Below are 8500 nucleotides of genomic sequence, written 5' to 3'. Positions count from 1 at the left end.
GCGTCTGCAGGTCGAAGGGCATGTCGCCGATCTCGTCGAGGAACAGCGTGCCGCCCTCGGCCTGCTCGAAGCGGCCGCGCCGCATGGTCTGCGCGCCGGTGAAGGCGCCGCGCTCGTGGCCGAACAGCTCGGACTCCAGCAGGTCCTTCGGGATGGCGGCGGTGTTGATGGCGATGAAGGGGCCGCTGGCGCGCGGCGAATGCTTGTGCAGCGCGCGCGCCACCAGCTCCTTGCCCGAGCCCGACTCGCCGGTGATGAGCACCGTGACGTTGCTCTGCGACAGCCGGCCGATGGCCCGGAACACGTCCTGCATCGCCGGCGCCTGGCCCAGCATCTCGGGCGCGGCCTGCATGCGCTCCTCGGCCACCTCCTCGCGCTGGCTCTCGTCCACCGCTCGGCGGATCAGTTCGACCGCGCGCGGCAGGTCGAACGGCTTGGGCAGGTATTCGAAGGCGCCGCCCTGGAAGGCCGACACGGCACTGTCCAGGTCGGAGAAGGCGGTCATGATGATGACCGGCAGGCCGGGGTGCTTCTGCTTGATCTTGTCCAGCAGGTCCAGGCCGGAGCCGCCGGGCATGCGGATGTCGCTGACGAGCACCTGCGGGCCCTGCATCTCGTCGTCGTTGGCGGCTTCCAGGGCGGCCAGCACCTCGCGCGTGTTGGTGAAGCTGCGCGTGGGCAGGTCTTCACGCAGGAGAGCCTTCTCGAGCACGAAGCGTATCGATTGGTCGTCGTCCACTATCCAGATCGGCTTCATGCAGTTCCTGTCGTCCTTCCTGCTAAGGCAGTGGTATCACTATCTTGAAATCGGTCCGGCCGGGCTGGCTGTCGCACTCGATCACGCCATGGTGCTGTTGAACGAAAGTCTGCGCCAGCGTCAGCCCGAGCCCGGTGCCGCTCTCCCGTCCCGACACCAGCGGATAGAAGATGCGGTCCTTGAGGTCGTCCGGCACGCCCGGCCCGTTGTCGATGACATGCAATTCCAGTGCCAGTCGCCACCACTGCTTGTTGAGGATCACCTTGCGCACGACGCGCGTGCGGAAGGTGATCTTCGCGTCACCCGCCTCGCGCCGCTCGGCCAGCGCCTGCGCGGCGTTGTGGGCGATGTTCAACGTCGCCTGGATGAGCTGCTCGCGGTCGCCGCGGAACTCGGGGATCGAGGGGTCGAAGTCGCGCTCGATCTCCAGGTCGTGCGGGAACTCCGCCAGCAGCACCGAGCGTACGCGCTCGATCACCTCGTGGATGTTCACGTCGCCCACCACGTGCGGGCGGCGGTGCGGCGCGAGCAGGCGGTCCACCAGCGTCTGCAGCCGGTCGGCCTCGTGGATGATGACCTGGGTGTACTCGATCAGGTCGCGAGCCTGCACCTCCATCTGCAGCAGTTGCGCCGCGCCGCGGATGCCGCCCAGCGGGTTCTTGATCTCGTGGGCCAGGTTGCGGATCAGTTCCTTGTTGGCCTGCGCCAGGCCCAGCAGGCGCTCCTCGCGATCGTGGCGCACCTGCTGCTCCTGCGGCGACATCTCGATCAGGATCTCGCCCTTGCGGTCGGTCTGCGCCAGCGTCACCTGCACCGGCAGCGGCTCCTGGGCGCCGCGGCGCAGGAAGGCCTCGTAGCGCAGCGTCGCGAAATCGTTGTCGCGCACGCCCTCGATGGCAGTGGTGAGCACGCCGGGCTCCAGGAAGCACGCGCCGAAGGGGCTGCCCTCCAGCGTCCGGCGCGAGGTGCCCATCGCGTCCTCGAGCGCCGAGTTGGCGAACAGCAGCCGGCCGTCGGCCCGGACCACCGCCACCAGCGTCGCCAGCAGGTCGAAGGGCTGGAAACGCCGGGCCGGCGCGGCCGGCTTGCCGAAGGCCATCAGCGCCCGGCCGGCAGACGGCTCAGTTCACGCTGCAGGCCGGCGATGTCGCTCTCGTTGCGCTCGATCTGCGCCTTCATCTCGGCCACGCGGTCCAGGTACTTCTGGTAGTTCTTCTCGTTGCCCTGGCGCTCGGGCTCGCCGTTGTTGTATTCCTTGAGCAGCTCCGCCTGGCGCGACTGGGCCTTCTTCAGTTCGGACTCCAGCACGGCGCGCGCGTCGCTGTCGCGCTGGCGCTGCTCGGTGCTGTCGACCTTCGGGCTGCCGGCCGGGGACGAGCCCCCGGCGCGCGAACCGCCGCCCGAGGACGATGCCGAGGCGGCCGGGCGCGTGCCCTGCACGATGGTGACGTTGCCGCCCTCGACCAGCTTGCAGCCGCGGCGCTGCGCCTCGGCGGTGTTGTTGGTGTATTCGTTGCCGCAGCGCCAGACACGGTCCTGCGCCTGGACTGCCGTGCCGGCCAGCGCGGTGGCGATGAGCAGTGCGGTGAGGGAAAAGATCTTCATGTTCCGGGGCCAGTGAAGCGGAAGGGAGACTTGCATTTTCTTGCAATTCGAGGGAGCACCGGTCCGGCGGTTCCCCCTGAAAAGGAAAAAGGACGGCCGAAGCCGTCCTTTTGCCACACCAGCCCTGCGCGCGGCGGGCCGGCCCTGGGGCGCTTACAGCGAGTAGTACATGTCGAACTCGACCGGGTGCGGCGCCATGCGGAAGCGCGTCACCTCCTGCATCTTCAGCTCGATGTAGGCGTCGATGAAGGCATCGGTGAACACGCCGCCCTTGGTCAGGAAGCCGCGGCCCTTGTCCAGGTACTCCAGCGCCTGGTCCAGGCTGTGGCAGACGGTGGGCACCAGCGCGTCCTCTTCCGGCGGCAGGTGGTACAGGTCCTTCGTGGCCGCTTCGCCCGGGTGGATCTTGTTCTCGATGCCGTCCAGGCCGGCCATCAGCAGGGCCGAGAAGCACAGGTAGGGGTTGGCCAGCGGATCGGGGAAGCGGGCTTCGATGCGGCGCGCCTTCGGGTTGCTGACGAAGGGGATGCGGATCGAGGCCGAGCGGTTCTTGGCCGAGTAGGCCAGCTTCACCGGCGCCTCGAAGCCCGGCACCAGGCGCTTGTAGCTGTTGGTGCCCGGGTTGGTGATGGCGTTGAGCGCGCGGGCGTGCTTGATGATGCCGCCGATGTAGTACAGGGCCGTGTCCGACAGGCCCGCGTAGCCGTCGCCGGCGAACAGGTTCTTGCCGTCCTTCCAGATCGACTGGTGCACGTGCATGCCGGAGCCGTTGTCGCCCTGGATCGGCTTGGGCATGAAGGTGGCCGTCTTGCCGTAGGCGTGGCAGACGTTCCAGATCACGTACTTGAGCTTCTGCGTCCAGTCGGCGCGCTCGACCAGCGTGCTGAACTTGGTGCCGATCTCGTTCTGGCCGGCGCCCGCCACCTCGTGGTGGAACACCTCGACCGGGATGCCCAGCGATTCGAGCACCAGCGAGATCTCGGCGCGGATGTCCTGGCTGCTGTCGACCGGGGGCACGGGGAAGTAGCCGCCCTTGACGGTCGGGCGGTGGCCGCTGTTGCCGCTCTCGTACTTCTTGCCGGTGTTCCAGGGGGCCTCGTCGACGTCGATCTTGACGAAGCTGCCCGACATGTCGCTGGCCCAGCGCACGTCGTCGAAGATGAAGAACTCGGGCTCGGGGCCGAAGAAGGCGGTATCGCCCAGGCCCGAGGCCTTGAGGTACGCCTCTGCCTTCTTGGCGATGGAGCGCGGGTCGCGGTCGTAGGGCTTGCCGTCGGCCGGCTCCAGCACGTCGCAGGTCAGGTTGAGGGTGGTTTCCTCGAAGAAGGGGTCGATGACCGCCGTGTTCGGGTCGGGCATCAGCAGCATGTCGGAGGCCTCGATGCCCTTCCAGCCGGCGATGGAGGAACCGTCGAACGCGTGGCCGGCCTGGAACTTGTCCTCGTCGAAGTGCGACACCGGCACCGTGACGTGCTGCTCCTTGCCGCGGGTGTCGGTGAATCGGAAGTCGACGAACTTGACCTCGTTTTCCTTGACGAGTTTCATGACGTCGGCGACGGTCTTGGCCATCAGGTTTCTCCTGGAAGGGATGGTGGGTTGAGTGAAGGACAGCGGCAGGGATGCAGTTTCTGTGCCATTGCGGGGCGCCGTCAGGCCCGCCGGCGGGGCGCCGGAGCGCAGGCGCGGGGCCGCAAACGCACCAATTGTGTGCTCAATTCGTCATCGCACCAATTCGGGGCCGATGCGCGCACCAAAACCGTCCAGGCCGGTGCGAAGCTGCGCGTAAGCCGCATCGAGGCGGGCCGCGTCGCCCTTGACGCCCAGTTCGATGTGGCGCCCGTATTGCGGGTGGTCGACGCTGGGCAGGCTGAACACCTTGACGCCCGGGTGGTCGCGCTCCACCGCCTCCATCAGCGGCGTGAGGCTGGCCTCCATGGCGCCGAAGACGATCACGGAGCGCTCGCTCACGCCCGCCGGCCGGGCCAGGTGCGCGTAGCGGGTGTCCAGCACCCACTCGATCATCGGCCAGGCCATGACCGGGAAGCCGGGCAGGAAGTGCACGTGGCCCACGCTGAAGCCCGGGATCTTGTTGTACGGGTTGGGGATGATGGAGGCACCGGCCGGGAAGACGCCCATGTTCAGCCGGTGGACGTTGTCCGGCCGGTCCGGCTCGTAGGGCACGCCCTGCTCGCGGGCGGTGTCCTGCATGCGCTCGCGGATCAGCGCCTCGGCCTCGGGGTGCAGCGCCAGCGGCACGCCGAGGGCGGCGGCGGCGCACTGGCGGGTGTGGTCGTCGGGCGTGGCGCCGATGCCGCCGGTGGAGAAGACGACGTCGCCGCCGGCGAAGGCGCGCTTCAGCACGGCGGCGATGCGCGCCGGATCGTCGCCCACGTACTCCGCCCAGGCCAGCGCGAGGCCGCGGGCGCCGAGCAGCTCGATCACCTTGGACAGGTGCTTGTCGGCGCGCTTGCCCGAGAGGATCTCGTCGCCGACGATGATCAGGCCGAAGGCCGGAGATGCGGTCATGGCGCGCCCTCCTGCGGCGGCGGCAGGGCCGCTGCCTCGGCGTCGGCTGCCGTCGCCGCCAGCCCCGCGCGCTGCGCGCGCAGCCGGGCCAGCGCGTCCAGCCCGTAGTGGGCGAACCACAGGGCGGAGAAGGCGAACACCAGCGTGTAGATCCAGATCGCCAGCGGCACCAGCAGGAAGAAGGCGGCGGCGAACAGCAGGCCGGAGGCCCACACGATGCTCGGCGCCGCGCCCAGCAGCCCGCACAGCACGCCGATGCCCAGCAGCGGCCAGCGGTGCGTGCGCAGCAGGGTCTCGCGCTCCTCGCCGCTGGCGTGCTCGGCCAGGGCGTCGTAGCTCATCACGCGGGCCGTGAGCCAGCCCCAGATCAGGGGAGGAAGCACCAGCACCAGCGGCGGCACCAGCCACAGCGGCATCGACACCACCAGCGCCACCACCGCCACCAGCGTCAGGCCGATGGAGCGCAGCACGCTGCCGATGAAGGAGGCGCCGTGCCGCTGCTCCAGCGCCGGGAAGCGCCGCTCGCCCACCAGCCGGGTCAGTGCCGGCGCCATGAAGGCGGCCACCACGACCAGGCACACCAGCACCAGCATCGGCGTGACCGCCAGCACCACCACCAGCGGCGCCAGGACGTTGCGCACGTCGCCGCTGAACAGGCCCTGCAGCCAGCCCCAGAAGCTGGCCAGCAGGGGCCAGGCGTCGAGGGCATCGCGGGTCCAGGCGACGGCGGCGTCCCAGTACAGCCAGGCCAGGCCCAGCGCGAGGGCGGCCATCAGCGCCAGCGGCAGCAGCGACAGGACGATGACGCGGGGGTGCAGGCAGTAGGCGACGGCACGCCAGAAGGAGTCGAGCAGCAGGCGCATCGGGTCGAGCATACCTGCCACGGACTCAGGCCCGCCCGGCCAGCCGCTTCAGTCCCAGCCACTGCTGCGCCCAGAAGCCGCGGCCGTAGTCGCGCACGCGGCCCTGTTCGTCGGGCTCGACTTGGTCGCGGATGCCGGTGGGCTCGTAGCGGGCGGAGAAGTCGGCGCTGCGAAAGAGCATGTCCCACCAGGGCAGCAGCACGCCGAAGTTGCAGCCGCCGAGAACTGTGGCCCCCACGCTCCCCGCTGCGCGTGGTTCGCTGCCCCCCGAGGGGGCTGCCGCGCCTTGGGGCGGCCCGGCGGCGCGGCGCGGCCCGGGCGACTCGTGGCCGATGCCGATGGCATGGTGCCGGCGATGGAAGCGCGGGCTGATCCACAGCCGCTCGCCCAACCGGCCGAAGGCCAGGCGCAGGTTCGCATGCTGCAGGCTCTGCGACAGCTGCATCACGGCGACGGCCGCGACGAACTGCCCCGGCGCCACGCCGATGAGCTGCGCCGCCGCGACGATGATGGCGTCGTGGATCAGGTCGTCCAGCAGGTGGTTGCGGTCGTCGCTCCACATCGTCATCTGCCGCTGCGAGTGGTGCAGCGCATGCAGGCGCCACCACCACGCGAAGCGGTGCTGGCCGCGGTGGATGAGGTATTCGACGAAGTCCAGCACCACCAGGTAGAGCGCGAACGCGACCCAGGGGATGTCGGTGACGCCAGGCCAGAGCTCGTCCAGGTGCAACGTGCCCCAGCCGTTGCCGCGCAGCCAGCCGAGCACGGCGTCGAACAACGGCGTGACGAGGAAGAACAGCGCCAGCCGGAACAACCCCAGCCGGTGCACGAGCGTGTAGATCACGTCCACCCGCACCGCCTGCCGGTCGCGCACCGGCTCCACCGGGCGCCAGCGCTCCAGCGGGCCGATCACCGCCAGCAACACGACGATCTGGACCAGGCCCACCAGCAGCCAGCCGGTGGCGTCGAAGGCGTCCTCCGCCCAGCCGCCCAGGCCGGCGGCATAGACCAGCGGCTGCACCACCGCCTCGAACAGCCACTGCTGCGCAAGGTCGAACGCGTCGCTCAGCCACTCCATGACGGCGCTCAGGGGTGCGCGGCGATCCAGGCCGCGTAGTCGGGATGCTCGCGCAGCGTGCGGAAGCAGAAGCCGCGCTCCTTCAGCCCCACGATCAGCGGCTCCAGGTCGGCCGGCGCCCATGGGTCCTGCCGCGACCAGATGCCCAGGTGCGCCAGCAGGATGTCGCCGGGCCGGATGCGTTCCAGCGCCTGCGCCAGCAGCTGGTCGTTGGGGTACTTGTCGCTGGGCAGCTCGTCGCCCAGGAAGCCGGCCGGCGACCACCCGACATGGGCAAAGCCGCACTGGCGGGCAGCCGCCAGCAGCTTCGGCGAGGTCTTGCCGCCCGGCGCGCGGAAGAGCGGCAGCGGCTTCCTGCCCGTGATGTGCTCCAGCCGGTCGGCCGCCTTGGCGATGCTCTCGCAGTACTGGGCCGCGCTCCAGGTGAAGGTGCGGCCGGCGAAGGCGCCTGCCGAGGGCCGGATGCGGAAGCGCGGCGTGAACGTGGCCCCCACGCTCCCCGCTGCGCGTGGTTCGCTGCCCCCCGAGGGGGCGCTCGCCGCCTTGGGGCGGCCCGGCGGCGGCTCGATGCCTTTCTCGTCGCCGCGCCAGTAGGCATGGTCATAGGTGTGGGAGGCGAACTCGTGCCCTTCGGCCGCCCTCGCCTTCCACCACGGCGCCCAGCGGTTGTCCAGGCTGTCGCCGCCGTCCTGCGTGCGCTCGGCGGCGGCGAAGAAGGTCACGCGCACCTGCTGACGCCGCAGCACCTCGGCCACCAGCGGCGCGATGCCCATGTGCCCGGTGTCGAAGGTCAGGTAGACCGGCTTGTCGCAGCCGCCGCCCTGCACACCGGCGCCCGCGGGCAGCGCCGCCGCCACGCACAGCGCCACGGCCGCCAGCAGGCGGGGGAGGTCAGCGGCGGCGGGCATGATCAAGCGTCCACACGCCATGAGGCGAGCGGCCGACGCCGATGGTGCGCGAGACCTTGCCGGCGCTCAGGTCCACCACGCTGAGCTTCTTGGCCCAGCGCGAGGTGACGTACAGCGTCTTGCCGTCGGCCGAGACGTCCATGCAGTCCGGCCCACCCGGCACCGGGTAGGTGGCGCTGACGGTGAGCGTCGCGATGTCGATGCGGCTGATGCTGTTGGCCACCCGGTTGCTGACGAAGACCGACTTGCCGTCGCCCGCGCTGCGGAAGGCGTGGGCGCCCTTGCCGGTCGGGATCTTGCCGATCAGCTTCGGCTCCTTGCCCGCCACGTCGAAGACCTGCACGCCGTCGCTGCCCGTCAGGCCCACCAGCAGCGTGCGGTCGCCGTGGATGCCGTAGATGTCCGCCGGCATCGGGCCGGTGGGCGTGCGCCAGCGGATCGTCTGGGTCGGCAGGTCGACGGCGATCAGCTCGTCGCTGTCCTGCATGGTCACGTAGGCCACGGTGCTGCTGCGGTCGATCCAGATGTGGCTGGGCGTCTTGCCGGTGGCGATGCGGCGGGCCAGCTGCAGGTTGGTGCCGTCCCAGCGATAGACGTCGACATGGTTCAACCGGTTGGCCGCCGTCACGAACCACTTCATGTCGGGCGAGAACTGCAGCTGGTACGGATCGATGATGCCGTAGAGGGTGCGCTGGACGCCGCCGGTGCGCGGGTCGAAGAAGGTGAGCGAGTCGCCGGCGGAGTTGGCGACGATGACGGAGCG

At 70.0% G+C, this 8500-nt stretch carries 9 protein-coding genes; all 9 read right to left on the bottom strand.

Annotated elements, in window-relative coordinates:
- Positions 1–757: sigma 54-interacting transcriptional regulator (locus tag ACIY1X_RS21860; RefSeq protein WP_399684670.1), on the bottom strand; the 757-nt coding region annotated here is incomplete at its 3' end.
- A 22-nt stretch (positions 758–779) separates the two neighbouring features.
- Positions 780–1856 (bottom strand): nitrogen regulation protein NR(II), encoded by a 1077-nt coding sequence (gene glnL, locus ACIY1X_RS21855; protein ID WP_399684667.1) that lies wholly within the window; start codon positions 1854–1856, stop codon positions 780–782.
- Entirely contained in the window at positions 1856–2362 is a 507-nt protein-coding gene (locus ACIY1X_RS21850; protein WP_038213458.1) for a hypothetical protein, read from the bottom strand. Before ACIY1X_RS21850 ends, glnL begins: the two co-directional genes overlap by 1 nt.
- Before the next feature lie 153 nt (positions 2363–2515).
- On the bottom strand, positions 2516–3931 hold the full coding sequence (glnA, locus tag ACIY1X_RS21845) for a type I glutamate--ammonia ligase (RefSeq protein ID WP_038213455.1): 1416 nt from the start codon (positions 3929–3931) through the stop codon (positions 2516–2518).
- Between the two features lie 150 nt (positions 3932–4081).
- Complete coding sequence (locus ACIY1X_RS21840; RefSeq protein WP_399684664.1) at positions 4082–4888, bottom strand: competence/damage-inducible protein A; 807 nt, start codon at positions 4886–4888, stop codon at positions 4082–4084.
- Positions 4885–5751 (bottom strand): EI24 domain-containing protein, encoded by an 867-nt coding sequence (locus ACIY1X_RS21835; protein ID WP_399684673.1) that lies wholly within the window; start codon positions 5749–5751, stop codon positions 4885–4887. Before ACIY1X_RS21835 ends, ACIY1X_RS21840 begins: the two co-directional genes overlap by 4 nt.
- Positions 5752–5776: 25 nt before the next feature.
- Complete coding sequence (locus tag ACIY1X_RS21830) at positions 5777–6829, bottom strand: sterol desaturase family protein (RefSeq protein WP_399684662.1); 1053 nt, start codon at positions 6827–6829, stop codon at positions 5777–5779.
- Between the two features lie 8 nt (positions 6830–6837).
- On the bottom strand, positions 6838–7737 hold the full coding sequence (locus tag ACIY1X_RS21825) for a polysaccharide deacetylase family protein (protein WP_399684659.1): 900 nt from the start codon (positions 7735–7737) through the stop codon (positions 6838–6840).
- The coding region (locus tag ACIY1X_RS21820; protein ID WP_399684656.1) for a YncE family protein at positions 7721–8500 on the bottom strand (780 nt) is incomplete at its 5' end. The genes ACIY1X_RS21825 and ACIY1X_RS21820, both read right to left, overlap by 17 nt.

It is taken from the genome of Xenophilus sp. (assembly GCF_044462705.1).
In the GTDB taxonomy this organism is placed as follows: Bacteria; Pseudomonadota; Gammaproteobacteria; order Burkholderiales; family Burkholderiaceae_C; genus Xenophilus; species Xenophilus azovorans.
The sequence above is the reverse complement of the archived record's forward strand: the minus strand, read 5'-3'. Positions and strand labels throughout refer to the sequence as shown.

What these genes read in the sequence shown, in the direction of transcription:
- glnL (WP_399684667.1), bottom strand. Translation starts at nt 1,856, where the DNA reads ATGGCCTTCGGCAAGCCGGCCGCGCCGGCCCGGCGTTTCCAGCCCTTC.
- ACIY1X_RS21830 (WP_399684662.1), bottom strand. Translation starts at nt 6,829, where the DNA reads ATGGAGTGGCTGAGCGACGCGTTCGACCTTGCGCAGCAGTGGCTGTTC.
- ACIY1X_RS21835 (WP_399684673.1), bottom strand. Translation starts at nt 5,751, where the DNA reads ATGCGCCTGCTGCTCGACTCCTTCTGGCGTGCCGTCGCCTACTGCCTG.
- ACIY1X_RS21825 (WP_399684659.1), bottom strand. Translation starts at nt 7,737, where the DNA reads ATGCCCGCCGCCGCTGACCTCCCCCGCCTGCTGGCGGCCGTGGCGCTG.
- glnA (WP_038213455.1), bottom strand. Translation starts at nt 3,931, where the DNA reads ATGGCCAAGACCGTCGCCGACGTCATGAAACTCGTCAAGGAAAACGAG.
- ACIY1X_RS21840 (WP_399684664.1), bottom strand. Translation starts at nt 4,888, where the DNA reads ATGACCGCATCTCCGGCCTTCGGCCTGATCATCGTCGGCGACGAGATC.
- ACIY1X_RS21850 (WP_038213458.1), bottom strand. Translation starts at nt 2,362, where the DNA reads ATGAAGATCTTTTCCCTCACCGCACTGCTCATCGCCACCGCGCTGGCC.